Consider the following 19,304-nt stretch of genomic DNA (forward strand, 5'->3'; position numbering starts at 1 on the left):
ACCATGACGCTTGACGCACAGAAGGTGCGCGTTGCCGTCACAGGCGCGGTTTACGCTGGCCCGACCTCCTCCACCGCCCCCACGTCGGCCGTATCGGCCGTCCCAGCCGGGTACAACGATCTCGGCTATATCTCTGAGGACGGCGTCACCGAGGCGTACGACGAGGACGTCCAGGACATCCAGGCGTGGCAGGGCGGCGCGATCGTCCGCACGCTGATCTCTTCGTCGAAGGCGTCGCTGTCCTTCACGATGATCGAGTCGAAGGCCAGCACGCTGGAGCTGTACCACAAGGGCTCCACGATGGAGGCCGTCTCCGGCGGCTACAAGATCGACGTGAAGTTGCCCAACGTCGTGAGGAAGAAGTTCATCCTCGACGTCCTCGACGGCTCCACTCACCTGCGCATCTACGTGCCGGACGGTGAGGTCACCGAGCGCGGCGAGATCACCTACATCAACGACGAGACCATCTCGTACAACGTCACGATCACCTGCTACCCCGTCGCCGACGTCGTCATGACCAAGTACTCCGATGACGCCTACTGGGGATATTCGTGATCGTTTTCTGAGACTCCGGGGTGGGAGCGAATCGCGCGGGTCCGCACCCACCCCGGTATCACCATGCACCCGCGCGACCGCATGAAAGGACCCGCGCATGACCACGAGAAGTCCCCGCTCCGTCAAGCCTGCGAAGCCGGCCAAGGCGTTCGACCTGGACGCCGTCGAAGCCGAAGAAGCGGGCGAACGGTTCGAATTCATCTTCGGCGGACGCACCTACAGCCTCCCGCATCTGCAGGACATCGACCGTAGCCTGCTCAACACCGCAGACCAAGGCGACATCGCGGCCATGCAGGAAGCGTTCCGGACCGGTCTCGGCGACGACTATGAGGAGTTCAACTCCCAGCCGATGAAACTGCGATCCCTCGAGGCCCTCTTCAAGGCGTGGACGGAGCACTCCGGTCTGAAGCCGGGGGAATCTCAGGCCTCCACGCGCTCCTAGAAGAGCACGGGGAGGCGATCGAGTGGGACCTGTCCCACTACCACCATCGCAGCCTGCACGACCTGTTCAACGGCATCCTGACGTGGCGTCAGCTACGCAGCTACCTCTCCCATCTGCCGCGCGAGTCGGCTCTGGCCCGCGCTCTGCTTGGTGACGACACCATGTGGGGCCTGAACGAGCAGCTCCTCGCCATGGCCATTGACGTGCTACGGCAGGGCAATTACCAACGCGGCAACGGCAAAGGGCCAAAACCGAAGCCCCTGCCGCGCCCCGGGGTCAAGAAAGCCGCCGAGCCACTCCGGCACGGCCGCACCGACCGCGACCCGGACGAGGTCATCGCCTACCTGGACCGGTTCCGCCCACAGCAGTCCGCCTGACTCAACCACGCTCGGGGGTGAGGCATGGCGGCCGAGGTCGGCTCTGCGTACGTCACGATCCTTCCCAGCGCCCGCGGTTTCCGCCGGGCGTTGGAGAAGGAGCTCGACACCCCTCTCCGGGACTCGGGGCAGGACGCGGGCAAGACGCTCGGCGACGCCATCGCTTCCGAGGGGAGCCCCGCTGGCGAGAAGTTCGGCAAGAACTTCGCCAAGTCACTGATCCCCAGCCTGTCCGGCGCTACCGACGTGGTCGGCCGGTTCGGCGTCAGCATGACCGCGGCACTGCTGCCGAGCCTCGGCCAGGTCACTGCCGGCATCGCCAAAATCGGGGCCGGCGCCGGGGCGTTCGCAACCCTTGCGGCGGGAGCAGGAGCAGCGGCGGTCCAGGTGGGCGCTTTGGCTGCTGCCTTGGCCCCGGCTGCGGGTGCTTTGGCGGCTCTACCGGGTGCTGCGCTGCTCGGCGCCGCCGGCATGGGCACGCTCAAGCTCGCTCTCCAGGGCGTCAGCGAGGGGTTCGCTGCTGCTCTATCGGGCGACTACCTCAAGTTCATCGCAAAGACCAAGGACCTCTCCCGGAACGCACAGCTCGTCTCCTACGAGTTGTTCCAGATGGCGGGCGCCTTTCAGGGCATCCAGAACGCCGCCCAGAACAGCTTCTTCGCGCCGTTCATCGGCCAGATGGAGTCGCTTCGGCCACTGCTGAACGCGCTGCGAGAAGGCGTTCGCGGCGCAGCAGGAGCGTTCGGCGAAGCCGCGTTCGAGGTCTTGCGGTTCGCCCGGTCAACGGACTCCATTTTCGCGGTCGAAGAGGTCTTCCGGATCCTCAAGAAGTCCGTGGAAGAGGTCACCCCGGCGATCCGGCCGCTCCTCGACGGGTTCCGCGACCTCGGGGTGCTCGGATCCTCGTTCCTGGGCAGCTTCGCCCCCGGGATCGCCGACGCCGCAGCCAAGTTCGGCAACTTCCTGTCGCATGCAGTGGCGACCGGCCAGGCGCTGCAGTGGATGGAAGGCGCCGTCGTCGTCTTCCGGCAACTCGGCGCGATCATCGCCGACGTCGGCGGCATCATCCGTGGCGTCTTCGGTGCGCTGGAGACCGCGGGCACAGGGGCACTCGGTGTTCTTGGGCAGCTCGTGGACGCGGCCAACGCCTGGGTGAACTCTGCCCGCGGCCAGGAAGCCCTGATCTCGGTCTTCCGATCGCTGGCTCAGGCCGGCCAGGCGCTCGTCCCCGTCATCACTGCGATCGCCACGGGGATCGGCCAACTGGCGCCGTTCGTGGCTGATCTGGCGACTGCGTTCGGGCCGGTCCTGACCGGCGCGGTCCAGGCGGTCGTGCCCGCTCTGGCGGCGCTCGCCCCGGGGATTATCGCGGTCATCAACGGCCTCGGTGGGGCCGTGCAGGCGCTGGGCCCTGCCCTGTTGCCGCTCGGGCAGACCATCTCGGGGCTGTTCCAGGTCGTCGCGCCTGTGTTCACTCAGATCGGGCAGGCTGTTGCTGCGCTTCTGCCCGGCGTCCAGGCGCTCGTGGCTGCGGTCGGGCAGACCATCTCCGCCCTGGGGCCTGCGTTGGGGCCGCTCGCCGCCGCGTTCTCCGCCCTCGTGGCCGCCGTGTCGCCGCTCCTGCCGGTGCTGGGACAGGTGATCGCCGTACTCGCCGGTGCACTGTCGCAGCACATCCAAAACCTGGTGCCGTTGCTGGGGCCGCTCGTGGCCGTCGTCGGGCAGTTGGTGACCGCGCTCGGCTCCGGCCTGGCGACCACTATCACGACGCTGTCGCCCCTCTTCGGGCCGGTGGTGCAAGCCGTCACACAGTTGCTCGCCTCGTTCGCGCCGCTCATCTCGCAGGTGCTGCAGCTCGTCGCCGCGTTCGCGTCGGCTCTGCTGCCCGCGGTCGCTCAGCTTGTGCCCGTGATCGGCGGCGCGATCGTGGGCGCCCTCGGACAGCTCCTGACCGCTGTGCAGCCGCTCATCCCGGTGTTCGGCCAGATCGTCGGCATCCTGGGCGGAGCCCTGGCCACGGCGATCAACGCGTTGGCGCCGCTGATCGCGCCGATCATTGCCGGGTTCGGGCAGCTCGTGGCTGCGGTTGGCCCGTTGCTCAACCAGGTCGTTCAGCTCGCGGCGTCGCTTCTTTCGGCGCTGCTGCCTGCGCTCGCCCCGCTGATCCCGATCGTGGTCCAGATCGTCTCGGTGCTCGGCGGCGCGTTCGTCCAAGCGATCTCAACGGTCGTGCAGGCTGCGACGCCGCTCATCACCGTGCTGGGGCAGGCGCTGCAGGCCATCGGCGGCGCACTCCTGACTGCGGTCCAGTCGATCACTCCGTATATCGCCCAGTTCGGTCAGGCGATAGCCGGGCTCGCGCCGATCCTCGGCCAGATAGTGGCAGCGGCGCTGCCGGTGATGGTGCAGCTCTTCCAGACTGCGGCGCCCATCATCGGCCAGTTGGTGACCGCGTTCGGCACGCTGCTGCAGGCTCTCGCGCCGCTGCTGCCCATCGTGGTCCAGATCGCCGGCGTGATCGGCCAGACCCTGCTGTCGGTCATCTCCAGTCTGCTCCAGGCGGTCACACCGCTGCTGGGGCCGCTCGGCGAGCTGGCGGTGACGATCGGGCAGGTCCTACTGAAGGCGGTGCAGGCGGTAGCGCCGTTCGTGGTCGCCTTGGCGAAGTCGATCGCCCAGCTTGTGCCGGTGTTCGTGCCGCTGATCGAACTTGCGTCGCAGATCGCGGCGCAACTCGGCGGGATCCTCGTGCAAGCCATCACGATCCTGGTGCAGGCGCTGACGCCGGTCCTGCCGATCATCGTGGAACTGGTGTCGCAGATCGGCACGGCCCTCGTGACAGCGCTGCAAGCGGTCGCGCCGGCGTTCCTGGCGATCGTCCAGGCCGTGGTCGGGCTGCTGCCGTCGCTCACCCCGTTGATCGGGCTGGTGGCTCAGCTGCTGCAGGCGATCGTCCCGTTGGTCGTCCAGTTCCTGCCGATCTTTGTGCAGCTGATTCAGACGCTCGCTCCGGTCATCGCCGCCGTGGCCGGCGTGGTGGGTCAGCTCTTGGCGGCGCTCCTGCCGGTGGCGGCCATCCTGATCGACCTCGCGTTGAAGATCCTCACCCCGTTGATCGGGATCGTCCTGCAGGTCGTTCAGGCGCTGATGCCGCTCATCCAGGCGGTGCTGCCGGTCCTGGTGACGCTGGTGCAGGCGATCGCGCCGATCCTCGGGCTCGTCGCCAACGTGTTCGGGCAGATCTTGCAGGCGGTCTCGCCGCTGATCGACGTGCTGCTGCAGCTCGTGATGGCGGTGTTGTCGCCGCTCCTTCCGCTGATCGAGGCGATCGCGCCGATCCTCACCTCGCTGATCGGCATCTTCGCCCAGCTGGTGACCGCGGTCATGCCTCTGATCGAGATCCTGCTGAACTTGATCGTGTCGGTGCTCACGCCGCTGATCGAGATCATCGCGACGGTCATCTCGTGGCTCGTCGACAAACTCGCGGTCGCCATCGAATGGGTGGCCGGCATCATCGAAGTCGCGATCACGGCGATCGCCGACGTCTTCCAGTGGCTGTATGACCTGCTGGTCGGCAACAGCATCATCCCCGACCTGATCCAAGGCATCAGGGATTGGTTCCAGAAGGGCGTCGACTGGGTCAAGGGAATCATCGCTTGGTTCGGCGAGTTGCCGGGCATGATCGGCGCCTGGCTGGGCCAGGTCGTGACCTGGGTCCAGACCAAATGGGCTTTGATCAGGGAATACATCGCCGACAAGATCAACGACATTCGGGAGACGATCTCCCGCATCCTGGCCCAGATCGGCGAGCGCTGGAACACCTTCTGGGACACCGTCCGCACCTTCGTCTCCGGCAAGTTCAACGAGATCAAGACAGCGATCAGCGGAAAGATCGACGAGGTTCTCCAGTTCTTCAGAGACCTGCCTGGTCGAATCGGCGCCGCGCTCGGCAACCTGGGCTCGACTCTCTATAACGCCGGACGCGACTTGATCGTGGGCCTGTGGAACGGCCTCGTGTCCATGTGGGAGTGGTTCAAGACCGCGATCTACAACTTCTTCGCGGGGATCATGCCGCAGTGGGTGAAGGACGCTCTCGGCATCGCGAGCCCCAGCAAGGTGTTCATGGCGATGGGCCGGGAGCTGCCCGCGGGCATGGCACTCGGCATCGAGAAGGCGTCCGGGCTGGTCGAGAATGCCGTCGCTGGGCTCGCGGGTACAGCGTCGATCGCCGCGACAACCGATGTGTCCGTCGCTTCGCCCAACGCTGGCGGCATCACCGTGGCGGGTGACCTGGTGCTGCCGGTGGACGGGCTGATCCTCGATCTGCGCAAGCCGGACCAGGCCGTCCGCCAGTTCCTGGAGCAGGTCCGTGAGGGCCTGCGCGGTCTGGAGAAGGAGGCGTTTGCGTGAGCGATCTGACCATCGGCCGGTACGTCGTCCGGGAAACGTGGTCCGTCTCCGAGACCGGCGCCGGCGTGCTGCAGGTGGCTGGCCGTGAGGTGATGCCTCCGCTGACCCGCGCCGATGTGGTGTACCGGTATGAGAGCGCGCTCGGCTCACAAAGGCTGCTGGTACCGGTCGTGTGGGAGGACAAGCCCGAGAGAAGCGGCTACTACACGGTGACGTCAGCATCCGGCGACATCATGGACCGGGCCGCCGAGGGCGTGGTGGTCGCCGAGTGGAAGCTCTCGCTCGCCAGGCACGGCAGCGACACGGACGTCGACCTGGAGTCCAGGCTTACGGGTGCGGTGCGCGCCAACGACTTCTCGCTGACGGGTGAGCGCTGGCATGCGCCGCCCATCGGCCACCACAGCTACTACACCGGCTCGACGATCCCCTCGACGATGACCCGCACGGGATCGGACGGGGCGGTGACCGTCTACCGCGGGGTTCCCGCTAACGTGTCCCCGCGGTGGGGCTGCGCAGTCGATGACTACCTCCGTGGCTGCGTGCGGATTCTGTCGGTCGGCTATGAGCGGGTCGGGGTTGGCCAGGCTGTGGACGCCGACGATTGGGAGCTGTCCAACACGCTAGTCCGGGTGCGTCCGCTGCTGTCCGGTGGCACGCTGGAGATCGCCGCCTACACGGGCGGTGCCTGGCGTACCAAGGCGTGGTGGGCGGATATTGGCGGGGTGCAGATCGCCCGGTTCGAGGCGGCGACGATCCTCCGCAACGACCCCGAGATGTGCGTCCTACGCCTCACAGAGCACCGTGCGACCGTTGGGCGGGCGGTGCTGGATTTGACGCTCAGACGCGGATCCAGGGTCGTCGAGGGCTACCTGCAGAGAGGCGACTCCGGGACGCTCAGCGTCTACCTGGCCAGCGCCGAGACGATGACCGACAGCACCTCGTACGTGGTGAAGACCACCAACGACGCCGACGGCAACAGGGCGATAGCGGGCTCGGCACGAAACTTTGACCCACACGCGTCGGGCGGGATCACCAAGACCGCGAGCACTGCACTGGACTTCTTCGTCGGCGTGGTCGCGGGAGGCGGCTCAGCGGTGTCGGGGGACCAGGCAACCAACATCAGGGACCAGTACATTGGCGCACTCCCCGAGGCGGTCGTCGCCGTGCGGCGCTAGCTCGCGAGCTTCTTGCCTCGGACGTTGCGGATGACGGTTGCCACAGCTTGAACGTCACCCTCCTCGTTGGTCAGATGGGGGTTGGCTTCCATGATCTGTCCGGCGAGTTCCTTCAGGGCTGCGTCGTCCACGTTGTAGGTGGCGGCGATGTGCCGTAGAGCGCGGACTTCGTGATGCCATTCGGTCGTGTCGTGCGGGTGTTCTCTGTGAGAGGCATCCCGGGCTGCGCGGTACTCCTCGCGGGCCCTCTCGATGGGGAGAGGGCCGCCCCCCGCTCCGCGTCCGGGGAGCGCGAGCTTCCACGCCTTCCAGTCGGTCGGGTTGTCCCATCCGGGGGTGCCGCCGTCGTCGGGGTCGCCGATCCAGACAGTCGGCTCGGGGCAGGGGTGGTTGGTTCCGGCGTAGCGGGTGCGCCACTTGGAGACGGTGGCGGCGGAGACGCCGAAGAGTCCACTGATGTCCTTCATGCTCAGGTGCCGCTTCGCTTCCATGGGGATCCTCCGGAGTCGTTGTCGAGCTTCTAGACAAAGATTAGACCATCACAGAAACCTTGTCTATATCTTCGACAAAGACATCGGGGGGGTGGTGGCAGATGACGGTCAACGAGCAACTCATGGGGCTCGGTTCCTGGGGCATCACCCTGCGCGAGGAGACCCCGCGCGAGGTCCTCGACCGGCTCGGCTACTTCGGCCACGTCGCCATCGTCCCGGGCAGGGTGAACCCGGCCGAGTACAACGACACCCTGTTGACGATGGCCAGGTACGTCGGCGTGCTGACGAAGCGGGACTTCGACGACGATAAGCGCATCAGCGGCCAGGGCATGGCGCTGTGGCTCGGCGACTCGGACGACAAGGGCGAAGTGTTCGAGAGCCCCGTCTCGATCGTGGGGCAGACGTTCGCGACCACCATCACCACTCTCATGTCCGGCTCCACGGCCGTGGTGGTGGGCACCCTGTACTCGGTGGCCGGGAACTACTCAGGGACGCACGTGTGGCAGTCCCGGGGCAAGGCGATCGACTACGTGTGCCAGACGATGGGCGCCGAGTGGCGGGTCAACGGCAACGCCGCCTTGGACGCCGGGCCGATCGCGAACCTGTACGTCACCAGCCCGACGTGTGTGGTGGTGCGGAAGGATGCGGGCAAGGACCTGACGTTGACCGGCATCACCGGCGACATGCAGTTGAGCAGGGATGTGGAGGACTTCACAACCCGCGTGGTGCTGCTGGCCGAGGGCGAGGGCGAGTCCACCGCTACGGGGTCGGCGAACATCGCGAGCAACCCCTACCTAGACATTCGCGGGAATCCAGTGAAGCGAGTGCGGCTCGTCTCGGAGTCGTCGACTTCGACGGGGAACGCGCAGGTTAGGGCGCAACTTCAGCTCAACCGGTTCACGGGTACTCGGAATGCGCTCGGCTTGTCGGCGGATGTCTACGAGGTCCGCGGCTCGTTCCAGTGCGGTGACTACGTGTGGGTGTATGACCCGGACAGCGGGTTGTACGACACGACCCAGGAGATCACATTCCGGGGTCAGCGCATCAACCCGACCAAGCTCCGGGTTGTGGGCGCGTCGTGGCCGGTCACAGACCAGATGACGGTCGCGTACCGGCACCAGGACGGGACGTGGATCGACCTCACCGACTACGTGAATTCGGAGACGGGCTCGACGAAGCTGACCGTGGGGGAGCTGAACCGCAGCCTCACGAACGCGGGGACCGAGCCGGTCGGGCCGCGACCGATCCCGGACACGACGATCCCGGGTGTCGTGAGCTGGGATCTCCCGTTCACCACGGGCGTCTACCTCGACGGGTTGGGGAACACGCGGGCGCGGATCCTTGCGTCGTGGCTGCTGCCGTTGAACGCCGACGGGTCCACGATCCTGGATGGTTCGCACTACGAGATCAGATACGGGATCAGCCCCGCCACGGACTGGCAGACCGAGTTCGCGCCATGGGGCAGCTTCCAGGCGAACATCCTGGACTTGTCGCCGGGCGTGGACTACGACTTCCAAATCAGGGCCGTTGATCTCTCCGCCAATCAGGGCGCCTGGTCGGCGACGGAGACTGCGACTGCGAACCCGGACACGATCGCGCCCAGCACCCCGGCACCGCCCACGGTGGCGGGCAGCCGGTTGGCGATCCAGGTCACGCACACGCTCGGCAAGGCCTCCGGCGGAACCTACAACCTCGAACTCGACCTCGACCATCTTGAGGTGCACGTCGGCTCGGTCGGGAGCTTCACGCCGGACAGCACCACGCTCAAGGGCGAGGTGCTCGCCAACTCGGGCATGATCCGCGCGCTGATTCCTGCGGTGGGTACGGTCGACGTGGAGGAGACGACGACCCGGCACGTCAAGGTGATCGCCGTGGACGAGGCGGGCAACAAGAGCAGCCCGTCTACAGCAGCGACCGCGACGGCATTGCTGATCGACAACGCGCACATCAGCGATCTGACTGTCACCAAGGTCACGGCCGGGACGGTTAGCGCGAACTGGCTGCTCGGCGCGTCGATCAGGACAGCGTCCAGCGGGCAGCGGGTGGAGCTCAACGCAACCGGCCTGCACGGTTTCAACGGTGCCGGGACGGAGCTGGTGACTCTGTCGAACACCGGCTCATTCACGCTGCGGAGCGCGTCCAGTGGCGCTCGTATCAACCTGGACGGCACGGGCTTCCGGGTGTTCAACTCAAGCGCGGTTGAGACAGTAAGTCTTCTCGCAACCGGATCGTTTGTAATAAAATCTGCTTCTTCCGGGGCAAGAATAGAACTTGACACTACTGGGTTTGCCGCTTTTAACTCAAGCGGCACACAAACAGTAGACATCGATGCAGCGACTGGCGATGTTACGATAACTGGTATTTTCCGTTCAGGGCTGACAGGGAAAAGAATCGAAGTCATCACAACGTCAGGTGATCCATTCATCAAGTTTTATGGAAGTTCGTCGGGTACCGACTTCGCCTACATGGCTTATGCTCAATCCATTGTCAATGCAAATCATCCCGCTGTCGTCATGGGCTCATCGACTGGGCTATCTAATCCCGGCGCTGTTATTGTTGATAGCGGAAAAGTTCACGCGATTATTAATCCAGGGGTGAGCGGGTCAGAGGCTGGATTGATTGCATTGACGGGCTATGCAGAACTCAGGACGCCGACTTCAACAATTCAGGTTGGAGATCCAAATATATTTCTTAATGCTCCTAACGGAAATGTTAGAGTTGTCTCGTCAACTGGTTTTGAGGTCAATGGCGTAACGAAGAACTTTATTATTGATCACCCGGCAGAAGGGGATCGTTATCTTATTCACGGTTGCACAGAGTCTCCGCACAACGGCGTCGAGTACTGGGGCACCGCCACCCTCGACGACCTCGGCGTGGCCGAGGTGGAACTGCCGCGATACTTTGAGGCGCTCACCGCTTATGAAGGCCGCGCCGTCCTGCTCACCGGTATTGGTGAGCACCTGCTGCTGGCGTCCGCCACGTACCCGAAGGATGGCCGGTTCTGCGTGCACGGTGTCGCTGGCCAGCGGGTCGCCTGGCTCGTCAAGGCCATCCGCAAGGATGTGCCGCCAGTGCTGGTCGAACCGCGCCGCGATGAGGTGATCGTGCGCGGTGACGGACCTTACCGCTACTACACGATCAAGGAAGCCGCGCATGACTGACCAACCGCTTTCCGTCCCCTTCGAGCCCTACGCCCAAGCCCTCGCAGAGCAGCGCAACCAGGCGCTCGACCAGGTGGCCCAGTTGCAGGCCGTTGTCCACCAACTCCAGGTGGACAACGAGCGGCTTACGGCTGAGAACAAGAAGCTCCGCGCAGAGAAAGACGGCCCATTCGGCGACTCCTGACCTCTCACCGATGCTTGGTGATTGTGGTCCGCTTGCGGCGCCGGTTCCAGATCCACGGCCAAGCCATCCCCATGGTGAACGTCATCCACATGATGTCGCCGAGCGTCCACGCAGGTTTCGTCGTCGACCTGCCGACGTTCCGCACCTCTAGCGGCTTGTCCTGTCCCATCTGGTGTGGCCTCCTGCCGTAGCGCCCGGGAATGGTGTGACGCCTCAAGCATGCTCCCGGTTGACGCGCTTCGCCTGTCCACATCCGGACACCCACGATCGGTGCCGCCCGTCTTGTTGAGGGTGCTCGGCGGGCGGCACCCACTACCTACACCACGGCGAGGAGCGATGTGGCTGATGAGCCGTCTCTGGGTGAGCTGTCTCGCCGGATTGACCACATGACGGCGATGCTGGGGCAGCTCGTGCAGCGGGCGGAGTACACCGCGGACCGGCGCTACGACGACCGAAGGTTCGCTGAGATCGAGGCCGACCTCGCCGAGCTGCGCCGCACGTGGACGGACGAGCTGAAGGCGTTGAAGGCTAGCATCGACGCCGCCACCGAGAAGCGCGGCACCAACGTCAGGCAGGCCGTCTACGCAGGTCTCATCCCTGCCGTGCTGGTGTTGATCGGCATCATTGTGCAGGTCTGGCTCGCCTCGAAAGGCGGGTCCTGATGGGTGAGCACGTACGGCTCGCGCGCCGCAACTGGCTGGTCATCGCTACCGCCGTTGTGGTCGCTCTGCTCGGACTATGGGCTTCGGTCCAGATCGGCGCTCTCGGCGAGCAGCTGCGCAAGTCAGAGGAGAACCAGGAGGTGCTTTCCGACCAGGTGGAGCGCCTCGGTGGGGAGCCTCTCGTGTCGCCATCTGTTGGCCCTCCCGGTGAGCGCGGTGAACCAGGCCGGGCCCCGACTGCTGCGGAAATCTCCGCCGCGGTGTCCGCCTACCTGGCCGCGCATCCGCCGGCGGGTGGCAGGGCGCCCACATCGAGCGAGATCGCCGCGGCGGTAACGGCGTACCTGAAGGACCATCCGCCCGCCCGCGGGCCTGCTGGCTTTGCGGGGAGCCCGGGGCCTCGCGGTGAGCCCGGAGAGACCGTTACTGGCCCGCCGGGGGCCAAGGGCGAAGACGGCGTCGACGGTAAAGACGGCAAGGACTCGACCGTTCCCGGACCTCAGGGTGAGCGCGGCCCGCCGCCGTCCGCCGAACAGATCTCCGACGCCGTCGACGCGTGGCTGAAGGCCAACCCCATCTACTGCTACCCGCCCGACCCGCCTGGCCAGGTCACAGGCAAGCCATGGCGATGCACAGCCGTCGCACCGTCTTGAAAAGGAGGCCAGCGTGCCATACCTGACACAGCTCGCGAAGGTGGCCCGCCGTACCGGCTGCCCGGTGACTGAGGTGTCCGGCTGGAAGACTCGCGGACACGGGCCTCAGCCCGAGGTCGACGGCGTCGTCTGCCACCACACCGCCGGCTGGAATGACATGCACGTGGTCCGCGACGGCCGACCGGGTCTTGACGGGCCGCTGTCGCACATCTGGCTACGCCGCGACGGACGGATCTTCATCGTTGCTGCGGGTCGGTGCTGGCACAACGCGCCGAGTCTGTCGCTGGGCCACACCAACAGCCGCTCGATCGGTATCGAGGCGGAGAACGACGGCCGGACGGCGTGGCCCAAGGTGCAGTTGGACGCCTACAAGCGGCTGTGTGCGGAGCTGTGCCGCGAGTTCGGGCTGCCGGTGTCGACGGTGAAGGGCCACAAGGAGGTCAACTCCTCCAAGCCGGACCCGCACTCGATCAACATGACCAGCTTTCGCAAGGACGTCGCCGCGTTGCTCAAGGGTGAGCCCGCGGCGCCGGCCCTCACGTGGACGGAGAAGCTCGTGAAGGACCTACCCGTGCTCCGCCCCAAAGACGACAACTACGACGTCAAGACGGCCAGGAGCGCACTCTTCGCCCGCGGCTACCTCCCCGAGGCCGTCTACGCCACCGTGGGGCTGCAGGCATGGCTGGAGCGGACCAAGTACGACGACGAATTCGCGGGCCTCATCAAGGGCTTCCAGAAGCTGAAGAAGCTCGACGCGGATTGCCTGATCGGCCCCGACACCTGGCGAGCCCTGCTGACGGCCTCCAGATGAGCGACGGCCTGTTCGCCCTCTGGTGGCCGTGGCCGTACCAAGAACGCCTCCCCGTGGCATCCATGCCGGCGGAGGAGATCGAGCCCGGGGAGCGCATCCCTGGGCTCATCGACGAGTGCAACTGACCGCGAGACCACGTTCTCGCCCTGGGCGGTCCTGCCGGATGCAGGGCCGCCCTTCGCATGTCCCCTGATAGGAAGAGCATCCTCGAATGCGCATCAACAAGAGCGCGACCCTCGCCGCCGGCGTTCTCATCGCGGCGAGCATGACCACCGGTACGGCGTCGGCTGCTGCCGCGCCCGGCGTGGGCGACCTCAAGATTGTGGAGGTCGGTACGGACGCGATGGGCAGCGACACGTTCGCTAACCGGAACCGCGAGTTCGTCACCTTCAAGAACGACACCGCCGCCGCGATCGACATCGATGGTGTGGTCGTTCAGGACAACTGGTCGAAGAACAACCCGAGCCCGCACACCTGCAACAAGTACGTGATCACCGGCCTGCCCGGTCAGGGCTCCGGCGCGATGCTCGGCGTGGGCGAGACCGTGACCGTCTTCAACGGCAGCAGGTGGGGCGGCAACTACAAGAACGGCAGCGAGTACCGGCTGTACGCGCGAAGCGACGTGGACTGCGGCACCGCCGGCCACTTCCTGAACAACGACGCCGACTCTGTCTGGGTGACCGCGGGCGTTACCGCGGTCGACAGCAAGTCGTGGGACTGGAACGGCGGCTACACCGTCAAGTAGGAGGCTGTCATGAAGAAGGTCACCATCTTCGGCCAAGAGCCTGCGATGATCCTCGGGGCCGTCAACGCCCTGGTCGCGCTCGTGGTCGCATACGGCCTGGATCTGTCGCAGGTGCAGACAGCGGCTATCTCGACGGTGGCGAGTGGCGTCTTGGCCATCGCTGTCGCGGTGATGACGCGCCCGGTCGTCGTTTCCGCGCTGACGGGTGCGGTGTCCACGGTGATGGCCGCGGTCGCCGGGTTCGGGCTGGAGTTCACCGCGGACCAGATCGGCGCCACCGTCACGGTCCTGTCGATCGTGCTGGCGCTGGTGCTGCGGGCGAACGTGACCCCTGTGTCCGGGCCGGTGCAGCCTCAGTAACTGGAGTCCGTTTCGTCCGCTTTCCCGGATCCGGGAAGTCGTCTGAGCTGGCTCTTTGCCAGTTGGGGCAATAAGTAGCCCGCTCTCCCTTCGGGGAGGGCGGGCTTCTTTGCTTTGTACGGCTACTGATCCGCGACGGAGCAATGGAGCGCTAGGCGCATCCGCACTTCGCTGCGCGTGTAACCGCCACCAGCCTCCGACGCAGCGGAGAGCAACATGTCCAGCTCCGGCCTCGTCCGGCGCTGATACATGATGGTGCTCTTCGCTATCCCGAGAGTCTGACAGGCGGCACCCAGAGTGGATCCCTCCCGTAGTGCCTCAAGGAGCGGGCGGAGTTGGTCAGCCTCGTGGCGGACGAGCGCCCGATCAACGTTGGCGGCGAAGGCCGGGTGCTGTTGCATATGCCTGTGGACTGTCGAGCGTTCTACTCCAACGGCTGCGGCGGCAAGGCTGATTCGACCAAGCCGGGCTACAGCATCAACGCAAGCTGAATGCCATGGGGCCTCGGATAGCGTCTGAGTGCGCTCTTGGCGTGCTCGCTCCGCGTTCCAGGCCCGGCAGTCGGGGCATCGGCAGCGGCGATCCTTGTAGCTGTACTCGGTCCCGTGAGAGTGCGATTCGTCTCGCGTAACCAGCAGCACAAGATCGAGGTCACGCCGCCATAGCCGATCCCAGCGCGCCCTCGACAACACCTGCTGAGTGGTCACCCCCAGGTCTGCGGCGGCTTCGCCCAGAGGAACGCCACGCGCGAGCGCCACCAGCAGCAATGTCTGAGCCTCGTGGGGAAAGTCGCGGTCTGCCTGCTGCTGGCGCCTGCGCCGCTCCTGCTCGGCGTGCAGCCGCTTCTCTGCGCCCGTCCGAGCAGGCTTCGTCATGGGAGCGCTGGGAGCGAAGCGTCGGTGTTCCCTCGCGAGAGCGTGTCCAGCACTGCGAGTGCCTGGATGCGACTCCATCCCCGGCACGCCTGCGCCAGCGCCGCCTGCTCAACACCCTCGGGCAACTCGTCGGGGTCGATGTCCTCGACTTCCTGTGCGAGCAACTCGCCGGGATTGTGTAGCCATGTCGCGTCCACAACGGTCGAGCGGACGAGGTGCCGCAAGACCTGCCAGAGGGCGCCGGGCATTGGCTCCAGGTCGGCCAATTCCAGTGCGAACAGCCGTTCCAGCAGCTCATCGGCCTCGGGCAGAAAACCGGGCCGATCGAGGCCACGGGCACGAGCGATGGCCTTGTCCACCTCGCCGACGCTGATGCCCAGCAAATCGGCGGCATGCTGGCGTCCGCCTCGGCCGTACTCCTCCACCCCTTTGAGGATCCATCGGGACCGGTCATCGGCGGCGCGCGTACGGGCAACCTCGCCCCGGGCCTTGGCCGCTTCTGCGTGGGCGAACCAATCGGGCGTCGTCACTTCGTCTCCTCCACAGTGCTGAGCGTCTCGGCCTCGATCTCGTCGAACCGTTCGGTGACCGCGTTGCTGGCCTGCTCCAGCAGCTCGTCTAATTCCAGCCCTTCCAGGGTGGCGTCGATGGGGCCGTGGATCTCGCTGAGATGCGGGAACCAGTGGCAGTCGTCGGGCAGCAGGTTGTCGAACTCGCGCTCCTGGGCGTCCATCAGCGCTTCGGCGAGGGCGCCCTGCTGGTCGTCGGTGTATTCGCCGTTGTTGATGTAGCTCATCCAGCCGTCGACCTGGTAGTCGCGGCCGAGCGTGTAGTTCCTGGCGAGGACGGTCGTGGTGGTCATGGAGGACTCCTAGGTGGTGGTGGAGGGTTAGAGGGCGGCGATGGCGGCGCGGACGCCGGAGACGATGGCCTGCCACACCTCGGCGGGGGTGGCGACCCGGGACTCGCTGTAGCCGTAGCGGCAGTGGAGCTTGCCGGTGGCGGCGTCGAACCACACCTGGTCGATGCTGGCGAGCAGCTTGTACGCCTGGCTGTTGGAGATGGTCTCGCCCTGGTAGGTGGCGCCGGAGATGTTGCCGGTGTTGTAGTGGCTGGTCTCGATCCCGGCGAGGGCGGCCCAGTCGTTGAGGTAGACGCGGTCGTGGCCGTTCTTGATCCAGCGGTTGCCGCCGATCGCGGTCATCGTCTCGATGGAGAAGACGGTCTTCTTGGCGGTGAGGGAGATGCGGCGGGCGAGGGAGGCGGCTTCGATGACCCACCGGCCGGCGACCTTGGCGGCGGCGACGGCGCCGTACCGGCACCAGTGCCGGATGGTGGCGACGGTGACGCTGGCCTGGGTGGCGGCGGTGGTGGTGTCCATCTCGGCTTCCTCTCTGGTGCGTTCTCCCTACGCACATAACTATGCCCTACCCCATAAGGTTTGTCTATGGGGTAGGGCATAGTTTTTGGCGGACTGCCCCGGTCCTCTGCTCGTACGGGTGTTCGGTCTAGGATCCCCTCGAACCACGAACGGGGAGACCATGGCAGACCTACCTGACGACCTGATCCAACTCCGGCGCGACTTCCTGGCCGCCCAAGGCCGCCTCGCCGCCGCTGGTCGAGTGCTGCCCTCACACGCTGCCGTCGTCGCGGGAGAAGCCGAACCAGCCACGCCCGAGCAGCATCAGGCGTGGCAGACCGCGCAGGCGGAATGCCGCCGCCTAGCCGTAGCCATCCAGGAGCACTCGCACTGGGAGGAGACTCCTGACCGTAAAGCGGCACGTACAGCGCTGGACGCGATCCAGACGTGAAGACGCCCCGGCCTCAACAGAGACCGGGGCTTGCTCAGGGTGCTGGCTATACGTTCTCGCCTTTGCTGGCCAGGTAGACCCCGCGGTTGACGCCGTGATGGAACGGGCACCCACCATGCGGCCACGTGGGCCAAAGCTCGTCCGCGATCACGCATGCCGAGCAGTCCTCAGCGTCTTCCTCGTTCACGTCGAGCAGGTCCATCAGGTCGATTTCGCTTGCCTCGGCAAGAGACATGGCACCTCTCTTCGTCTCGTTGGTGGGAGTGGGGCTCAGGAGCTCGTCTACCGGTGGAATCCCAGCACGCTCCGGATCGTCGTTCCAGTGGTGGCCTTCTCAGACGCGGCCACCCACGCCTCCATGGCCGCCTCTTTCTCCGGGCCGTCTGGTGTGGACTCGGCCTTCTGTTTGAGCTCCGTCAGTTCGCGGGCGGTTGGTCTGCCGGTCACGATTCCTCTGTCCACTGCTCGACGACCCAGCGCGGAATGATCCCCTCGCTGCCGCAGAAGTCGCAGCCGCTGCCCTCACATCCGGGGCAGGTAGCTGGGTTGTCCTCATACCAGGGCTTGTTGCCGGGAAGGGTCACGTCTCCTCCTCTTCAGTGCTGGTGGATGCCAGCGGATGCCGTGGCGTGCAGAGCGCCGCCTATCGTCGTGACGCCGGCCACGGAGACCTGGTGGCGGCACTGCGGGCGGCACATGCACCCGTACGTCACAGTGGGCGTCCCGTCGACCCAGGTCATGGTGTGGTCGGGGGCGTCGGCCGGTTTGAACGTCATCGTCAGCGCCCGCCCTTCTCGCTACGCGCCTTCTCGATCGCGCCCGGGTACGCCTCCTTGAAGTGGAGTTCGCCCTTCTTCCAGTCGACCCGGTCGAGGCGGTAGCCCTGCTTCTTCTTCTCTTCGACGAGTTCAGAGAATGATTCCTGGGTCAGTTTGCCGATGCTCATGGTTCTCCTTTGATGTGTTGGTGTTGATGAGATCTGGCCTTGCGGGCACCCGCCCGGCCGGGGAAGTGCCGGGCGAGCACCCGCAACGTCAGCTCAGTCCTTCTCCAGGGCGGCGGCGCGTTGCGCGTCTGCGAGCCTGTCGCTCAGCATTTCGAGCTCGTGGCGGGCGTCTGCCTTCTCGTCTGCAGTCATGATCGCCTTGTGTGTTTTGACGAACTCGAACAGGGCGTCGTACTCGCTCTTGAGGCGCCGCGCCTGCTGTTTGAAATAGCCCACGACACGTCAGCGCTTACCGCGCTTGGGGGGAGCCCACCACGGCCGGCGAAGTTCCTCGGCGGCCTCGCCCCAGTCCTTCGCGTTGGCCGCCGCGACCCTGCGGTTGCTGTCGTGCTGCCGGGCCAGGTACCTGTCGGCGTGCCGGTCGGTGCTCTGGCCGGAATCGAGGCGCTTCTGGTACTCCTCCGCCTTCTGCTTCTCTTCGCGTGCTTTGGCGGCTTCCTGGCTGGCGATCTCCGCCGCGCTGCCTGCCAACTTCTTGCGTTCCTTACCCCAACCCATGTGTGTCCTCCTCTCGGTGGAGCTGGCTGCTCCGGGCACCCGCCCAGGCGGGGAAGTGACTGGGCGGGCACCCGCAACGGTCAGCCGGTGACGTGCCGGATGCCGTCCACGACGCTCGTGTTGCCGTCGCGGTGCCGGTTCTGCTCGTCGGCGATGGCGCGAAGGTCCTGCGGGGACACGCCCGCCTTGAGTTGCTTTTCCGTCCACGCACGGGTCTGGTCGTAGGTGGCGGTGTTCACGTCCAGCGTGCTGGGCTTGGGCTTCGCCATGCTGTCCTCCTCGGGGGATTGGTGGAGCTGGGCCGCTCCGGGCACCCGCCACGCCCCCGGACGTGGCGAGCACCCGCAACAGGCAGACCTCACTTGAGGACCTTGGTCGCGAACACGGCGAGCTGGTCGGCGCCCGTGAAGATGCTGTTCAGTAGGCCATTGACCGCGTCGGCGGCCTGGGCGGGACGGCTGAACAGATAGAACACGGCGAAGGCGATGCCCACGTACATGAGCGGCTTCTTGAGACGGTGCATGACAGTCCTTTCTGTTGTCAGGAGTCGCGGACGCCTTCGCGGTCGGGGTGTGCCCGCCGGGCACGCTCGGGCCGGTTGGCGTTGCGGACGAAGAGCACGATGGCTCCGATGGCCAGCGCCGCGTACACGGCCATCGCGGCGAACGCGGCCGGGACGCTCGCGGTGGAGAGCCACACGCATGCGATCAGGCCGCCGATGGCGAACACCCAGCAGGCAAGGAGGATCAGGAAGCGTTGCATCAGCTTGGTCCCCTCGGGGGTTAACGGGTGAGGTAGCCCTTGCCGCGGCAGCCGTGGCATTTGCGCGATTTGAGGTGCTTGCCGCCGGTAAGCGACATCACGACGATCTCGCCTTCGCCATCGCATGTCGGGCAGGTCATGCCGGGTCTGAAGAAGACGCCGAGGATTCCCATGTCTGTTTCTCCGATCGGTTGTAACGGGATCTTGGGAGCGGGTGCTCCGGACACCCCTCCCGAGAGATCGGGAAGGTCTCCGCAACCACCGCTCGCGGGCCCTTCGACGCAACCGTGAGTGACCGTCTTGGGGCTACAGCAGGGCTGCCTCCG

The 19,304-nt window shown here is 65.9% G+C and carries 29 protein-coding genes; 15 read left to right on the forward strand and 14 right to left on the reverse strand.

The annotated features are described in order from the left end of the window. Positions 1 to 3: 3 nt before the first annotated feature. From EJK15_RS03705 to EJK15_RS03725, 5 genes are all read left to right on the forward strand, one after another. Positions 4 to 555 (forward strand): phage tail tube protein, encoded by a 552-nt coding sequence (locus EJK15_RS03705; RefSeq protein WP_138708926.1) that lies wholly within the window; start codon positions 4 to 6, stop codon positions 553 to 555. Between the two features lie 97 nt (positions 556 to 652). After that, positions 653 to 997: a hypothetical protein gene (locus EJK15_RS03710; RefSeq protein WP_138708927.1), complete on the forward strand. Its 345-nt coding sequence runs from the start codon at positions 653 to 655 to the stop codon at positions 995 to 997. Then, positions 940 to 1,374, forward strand: coding sequence for a hypothetical protein (locus EJK15_RS03715; RefSeq protein WP_138708928.1), 435 nt, complete (start codon positions 940 to 942; stop codon positions 1,372 to 1,374). The genes EJK15_RS03710 and EJK15_RS03715 overlap by 58 nt, the downstream gene beginning before the upstream one ends. A 24-nt stretch (positions 1,375 to 1,398) precedes the next feature. After that, positions 1,399 to 5,784: a phage tail protein gene (locus EJK15_RS03720; protein WP_138708929.1), complete on the forward strand. Its 4,386-nt coding sequence runs from the start codon at positions 1,399 to 1,401 to the stop codon at positions 5,782 to 5,784. Then, the gene (locus EJK15_RS03725; RefSeq protein WP_138708930.1) at positions 5,781 to 6,959 is read left to right on the forward strand and encodes a hypothetical protein; all 1,179 of its coding nucleotides are present in this window, start codon (positions 5,781 to 5,783) and stop codon (positions 6,957 to 6,959) included. Before EJK15_RS03720 ends, EJK15_RS03725 begins: the two co-directional genes overlap by 4 nt. Here EJK15_RS03725 and EJK15_RS03730 read toward each other — a convergent pair. Then, entirely contained in the window at positions 6,956 to 7,450 is a 495-nt protein-coding gene (locus tag EJK15_RS03730) for a hypothetical protein (protein WP_138708931.1), read from the reverse strand. The two genes, EJK15_RS03725 and EJK15_RS03730, sit on opposite strands and share 4 nt — an antisense overlap. Positions 7,451 to 7,551: 101 nt before the next feature. On the opposite strand from EJK15_RS03730, the gene EJK15_RS03735 reads away from it, so the two are divergent. The 9 genes from EJK15_RS03735 to EJK15_RS70140 all read left to right on the forward strand — a co-directional run bounded on the left by EJK15_RS03735 (position 7,552) and on the right by EJK15_RS70140 (position 14,517). Continuing rightward, complete coding sequence (locus EJK15_RS03735; RefSeq protein ID WP_138708932.1) at positions 7,552 to 10,611, forward strand: phage tail protein; 3,060 nt, start codon at positions 7,552 to 7,554, stop codon at positions 10,609 to 10,611. After that, entirely contained in the window at positions 10,604 to 10,795 is a 192-nt protein-coding gene (locus EJK15_RS03740) for a hypothetical protein (RefSeq protein WP_138708933.1), read from the forward strand. The genes EJK15_RS03735 and EJK15_RS03740 overlap by 8 nt, the downstream gene beginning before the upstream one ends. A 386-nt stretch (positions 10,796 to 11,181) precedes the next feature. Then, a complete protein-coding gene (locus tag EJK15_RS03745) occupies positions 11,182 to 11,457 on the forward strand; it encodes a hypothetical protein (RefSeq protein ID WP_138708934.1) in 276 nt (91 codons plus the stop codon). Next, positions 11,457 to 12,110, forward strand: a complete 654-nt coding sequence (locus EJK15_RS03750) for a hypothetical protein (RefSeq protein ID WP_138708935.1) — start codon at positions 11,457 to 11,459, stop codon at positions 12,108 to 12,110. The genes EJK15_RS03745 and EJK15_RS03750 overlap by 1 nt, the downstream gene beginning before the upstream one ends. Positions 12,111 to 12,123: 13 nt before the next feature. Beyond that, positions 12,124 to 12,921 carry a peptidoglycan recognition protein family protein gene (locus tag EJK15_RS03755; protein ID WP_138708936.1) on the forward strand — a complete coding sequence of 266 codons (798 nt, stop codon included), beginning with the start codon at positions 12,124 to 12,126 and terminating at the stop codon, positions 12,919 to 12,921. After that, positions 12,918 to 13,046, forward strand: a complete 129-nt coding sequence (locus EJK15_RS76145; RefSeq protein WP_276615356.1) for a hypothetical protein — start codon at positions 12,918 to 12,920, stop codon at positions 13,044 to 13,046. Before EJK15_RS03755 ends, EJK15_RS76145 begins: the two co-directional genes overlap by 4 nt. Before the next feature lie 86 nt (positions 13,047 to 13,132). Continuing rightward, positions 13,133 to 13,666 carry a lamin tail domain-containing protein gene (locus EJK15_RS03760; protein ID WP_138708937.1) on the forward strand — a complete coding sequence of 178 codons (534 nt, stop codon included), beginning with the start codon at positions 13,133 to 13,135 and terminating at the stop codon, positions 13,664 to 13,666. A 9-nt stretch (positions 13,667 to 13,675) separates the two neighbouring features. Then, complete coding sequence (locus EJK15_RS03765) at positions 13,676 to 14,026, forward strand: hypothetical protein (RefSeq protein WP_138708938.1); 351 nt, start codon at positions 13,676 to 13,678, stop codon at positions 14,024 to 14,026. Between the two features lie 335 nt (positions 14,027 to 14,361). Further along, positions 14,362 to 14,517, forward strand: a complete 156-nt coding sequence (locus tag EJK15_RS70140; RefSeq protein WP_171074094.1) for a hypothetical protein — start codon at positions 14,362 to 14,364, stop codon at positions 14,515 to 14,517. Positions 14,518 to 14,897: 380 nt separating this feature from the next. On the opposite strand, the gene EJK15_RS03770 is transcribed toward EJK15_RS70140, so the two are convergent. The 3 genes from EJK15_RS03770 to EJK15_RS03780 are packed head-to-tail and all read right to left on the reverse strand — an operon-like array spanning position 14,898 to position 16,282. Beyond that, a complete protein-coding gene (locus EJK15_RS03770) occupies positions 14,898 to 15,431 on the reverse strand; it encodes a hypothetical protein (protein ID WP_138708939.1) in 534 nt (177 codons plus the stop codon). Then, positions 15,428 to 15,763 carry a hypothetical protein gene (locus EJK15_RS03775; protein WP_138708940.1) on the reverse strand — a complete coding sequence of 112 codons (336 nt, stop codon included), beginning with the start codon at positions 15,761 to 15,763 and terminating at the stop codon, positions 15,428 to 15,430. The genes EJK15_RS03770 and EJK15_RS03775 overlap by 4 nt, the downstream gene beginning before the upstream one ends. Positions 15,764 to 15,790: 27 nt before the next feature. Then, positions 15,791 to 16,282 (reverse strand): hypothetical protein, encoded by a 492-nt coding sequence (locus EJK15_RS03780; protein ID WP_138708941.1) that lies wholly within the window; start codon positions 16,280 to 16,282, stop codon positions 15,791 to 15,793. 160 nt (positions 16,283 to 16,442) lie between these two features. Between EJK15_RS03780 and EJK15_RS03785 the strand changes: the two genes are divergently transcribed. Next, positions 16,443 to 16,712 (forward strand): hypothetical protein, encoded by a 270-nt coding sequence (locus EJK15_RS03785; RefSeq protein ID WP_138708942.1) that lies wholly within the window; start codon positions 16,443 to 16,445, stop codon positions 16,710 to 16,712. A 46-nt stretch (positions 16,713 to 16,758) separates the two neighbouring features. Here the strand turns inward: EJK15_RS03785 and EJK15_RS03790 are convergent, their stop codons facing one another. The 10 genes from EJK15_RS03790 to EJK15_RS70160 form a co-directional block, all read right to left on the reverse strand. Continuing rightward, positions 16,759 to 16,947, reverse strand: a complete 189-nt coding sequence (locus EJK15_RS03790) for a hypothetical protein (RefSeq protein ID WP_138708943.1) — start codon at positions 16,945 to 16,947, stop codon at positions 16,759 to 16,761. A 47-nt stretch (positions 16,948 to 16,994) separates the two neighbouring features. Next, positions 16,995 to 17,159, reverse strand: coding sequence for a hypothetical protein (locus EJK15_RS70145; RefSeq protein WP_171074095.1), 165 nt, complete (start codon positions 17,157 to 17,159; stop codon positions 16,995 to 16,997). 149 nt (positions 17,160 to 17,308) lie between these two features. Further along, positions 17,309 to 17,488, reverse strand: coding sequence for a hypothetical protein (locus EJK15_RS03795; RefSeq protein ID WP_138708944.1), 180 nt, complete (start codon positions 17,486 to 17,488; stop codon positions 17,309 to 17,311). Positions 17,489 to 17,490: 2 nt separating this feature from the next. Next, positions 17,491 to 17,658, reverse strand: coding sequence for a hypothetical protein (locus EJK15_RS70150; protein ID WP_171074096.1), 168 nt, complete (start codon positions 17,656 to 17,658; stop codon positions 17,491 to 17,493). Between the two features lie 93 nt (positions 17,659 to 17,751). After that, the gene (locus tag EJK15_RS03800; protein WP_138708945.1) at positions 17,752 to 17,934 is read right to left on the reverse strand and encodes a hypothetical protein; all 183 of its coding nucleotides are present in this window, start codon (positions 17,932 to 17,934) and stop codon (positions 17,752 to 17,754) included. A gap of 6 nt (positions 17,935 to 17,940) precedes the next feature. Then, complete coding sequence (locus EJK15_RS03805; RefSeq protein ID WP_138708946.1) at positions 17,941 to 18,216, reverse strand: hypothetical protein; 276 nt, start codon at positions 18,214 to 18,216, stop codon at positions 17,941 to 17,943. A gap of 80 nt (positions 18,217 to 18,296) precedes the next feature. Then, positions 18,297 to 18,485 (reverse strand): hypothetical protein, encoded by a 189-nt coding sequence (locus tag EJK15_RS03810; protein WP_138708947.1) that lies wholly within the window; start codon positions 18,483 to 18,485, stop codon positions 18,297 to 18,299. Between the two features lie 89 nt (positions 18,486 to 18,574). Beyond that, on the reverse strand, positions 18,575 to 18,739 hold the full coding sequence (locus EJK15_RS70155; protein WP_171074097.1) for a hypothetical protein: 165 nt from the start codon (positions 18,737 to 18,739) through the stop codon (positions 18,575 to 18,577). Positions 18,740 to 18,756: 17 nt separating this feature from the next. Then, complete coding sequence (locus EJK15_RS03815; RefSeq protein ID WP_138708948.1) at positions 18,757 to 18,978, reverse strand: hypothetical protein; 222 nt, start codon at positions 18,976 to 18,978, stop codon at positions 18,757 to 18,759. Between the two features lie 20 nt (positions 18,979 to 18,998). Beyond that, positions 18,999 to 19,151: a hypothetical protein gene (locus EJK15_RS70160; protein ID WP_171074098.1), complete on the reverse strand. Its 153-nt coding sequence runs from the start codon at positions 19,149 to 19,151 to the stop codon at positions 18,999 to 19,001. Positions 19,152 to 19,304 lie beyond the last annotated feature (153 nt).

It is taken from the genome of Nonomuraea basaltis (assembly GCF_005893125.1).
GTDB lineage: Bacteria > Actinomycetota > Actinomycetes > Streptosporangiales > Streptosporangiaceae > Nonomuraea > Nonomuraea basaltis.

Bases quoted from the DNA above. Each gene is read 5' to 3' on its own strand.
- EJK15_RS70150 (WP_171074096.1), bottom strand. From the start codon at position 17,658: ATGAGCATCGGCAAACTGACCCAGGAATCATTCTCTGAACTCGTCGAA.
- EJK15_RS03730 (WP_138708931.1), bottom strand. From the start codon at position 7,450: ATGGAAGCGAAGCGGCACCTGAGCATGAAGGACATCAGTGGACTCTTC.
- EJK15_RS70155 (WP_171074097.1), bottom strand. From the start codon at position 18,739: ATGCACCGTCTCAAGAAGCCGCTCATGTACGTGGGCATCGCCTTCGCC.
- EJK15_RS03740 (WP_138708933.1), top strand. From the start codon at position 10,604: ATGACTGACCAACCGCTTTCCGTCCCCTTCGAGCCCTACGCCCAAGCC.
- EJK15_RS03705 (WP_138708926.1), top strand. From the start codon at position 4: ATGACGCTTGACGCACAGAAGGTGCGCGTTGCCGTCACAGGCGCGGTT.
- EJK15_RS03795 (WP_138708944.1), bottom strand. From the start codon at position 17,488: ATGACGTTCAAACCGGCCGACGCCCCCGACCACACCATGACCTGGGTC.
- EJK15_RS03815 (WP_138708948.1), bottom strand. From the start codon at position 18,978: ATGCAACGCTTCCTGATCCTCCTTGCCTGCTGGGTGTTCGCCATCGGC.
- EJK15_RS03785 (WP_138708942.1), top strand. From the start codon at position 16,443: ATGGCAGACCTACCTGACGACCTGATCCAACTCCGGCGCGACTTCCTG.
- EJK15_RS03810 (WP_138708947.1), bottom strand. From the start codon at position 18,485: ATGGCGAAGCCCAAGCCCAGCACGCTGGACGTGAACACCGCCACCTAC.
- EJK15_RS76145 (WP_276615356.1), top strand. From the start codon at position 12,918: ATGAGCGACGGCCTGTTCGCCCTCTGGTGGCCGTGGCCGTACCAAGAA.
- EJK15_RS03720 (WP_138708929.1), top strand. From the start codon at position 1,399: ATGGCGGCCGAGGTCGGCTCTGCGTACGTCACGATCCTTCCCAGCGCC.
- EJK15_RS70160 (WP_171074098.1), bottom strand. From the start codon at position 19,151: ATGGGAATCCTCGGCGTCTTCTTCAGACCCGGCATGACCTGCCCGACA.
- EJK15_RS03790 (WP_138708943.1), bottom strand. From the start codon at position 16,947: ATGTCTCTTGCCGAGGCAAGCGAAATCGACCTGATGGACCTGCTCGAC.
- EJK15_RS03775 (WP_138708940.1), bottom strand. From the start codon at position 15,763: ATGACCACCACGACCGTCCTCGCCAGGAACTACACGCTCGGCCGCGAC.
- EJK15_RS03710 (WP_138708927.1), top strand. From the start codon at position 653: ATGACCACGAGAAGTCCCCGCTCCGTCAAGCCTGCGAAGCCGGCCAAG.
- EJK15_RS03745 (WP_138708934.1), top strand. From the start codon at position 11,182: ATGACGGCGATGCTGGGGCAGCTCGTGCAGCGGGCGGAGTACACCGCG.
- EJK15_RS03765 (WP_138708938.1), top strand. From the start codon at position 13,676: ATGAAGAAGGTCACCATCTTCGGCCAAGAGCCTGCGATGATCCTCGGG.
- EJK15_RS03750 (WP_138708935.1), top strand. From the start codon at position 11,457: ATGGGTGAGCACGTACGGCTCGCGCGCCGCAACTGGCTGGTCATCGCT.
- EJK15_RS03760 (WP_138708937.1), top strand. From the start codon at position 13,133: ATGCGCATCAACAAGAGCGCGACCCTCGCCGCCGGCGTTCTCATCGCG.
- EJK15_RS03735 (WP_138708932.1), top strand. From the start codon at position 7,552: ATGACGGTCAACGAGCAACTCATGGGGCTCGGTTCCTGGGGCATCACC.
- EJK15_RS03780 (WP_138708941.1), bottom strand. From the start codon at position 16,282: ATGGACACCACCACCGCCGCCACCCAGGCCAGCGTCACCGTCGCCACC.
- EJK15_RS03805 (WP_138708946.1), bottom strand. From the start codon at position 18,216: ATGGGTTGGGGTAAGGAACGCAAGAAGTTGGCAGGCAGCGCGGCGGAG.